The 592-nt window shown below is 49.5% G+C and carries 1 pseudogene; it reads left to right on the top strand.

Annotated features, from left to right (window positions below):
- Positions 1-181 (top strand): annotated as a pseudogene (locus tag J7438_RS27005) (hypothetical protein); the annotation flags it as partial.
- Between the last annotated feature and the right edge of the window lie 411 nt (positions 182-592).

The raw sequence follows: 592 nt of genomic DNA, 5'->3' as shown, positions 1-592 counted from the left end.
GCGAAAACAAAAGGACGACAAAGCCTGGAATGAAAAGACACCGGCCAATCGGGTAGTCAGCGATGAGGAGTGGAAAGTACTTTGGCTGACCTTTTATGAAGGAAAGCCTTTACCTAAAAAAGTACCATCGTTGACGTGGTTGCTGCATACCATAGCCAAGGTGGGTGGCTGGTGCAATTAAAAGCGTACAGGGATACCGGGATGGCTGGCTATTTGGGATGGCTGGGCAAAACTGCAGGATCGTCTCCACACCTGCCGAATGACAAGAGGTGTGGAGATGTGACTAAGAGATAGTTCCTCGTCCGGGTCCTCCTGAGCAGAGTTCCCCGTTGTCATCAGTACTATGGGACACTAAGACTTCCAGTACCTACTATCCGGTCACTTATGAATTCGCTTCCGGACTCCTGAGAGTTGCTTCATAAGTACCTGCTGTTTACGCTTCAAAGCCAAGGTTACCCATGACTAAGCAAAACTCGCTTCCGGCTGATGGTTAATCTTTACCGGGTGGGAGTCGAACCCACTGGATTTCAACGAATGATTTCAGTTCACAGAACCTCCCACATTCTCAGGCTTCGCCTGTCGCCATCAAGAC

Origin of the sequence: Thalassotalea sp. G20_0, assembly GCF_017744175.1 — a bacterium.
GTDB lineage: Bacteria > Pseudomonadota > Gammaproteobacteria > Pseudomonadales > Endozoicomonadaceae > Endozoicomonas.
Note: the sequence above shows the minus strand (reverse complement) of the source record. Positions and strands in the feature narration are given on the sequence as shown.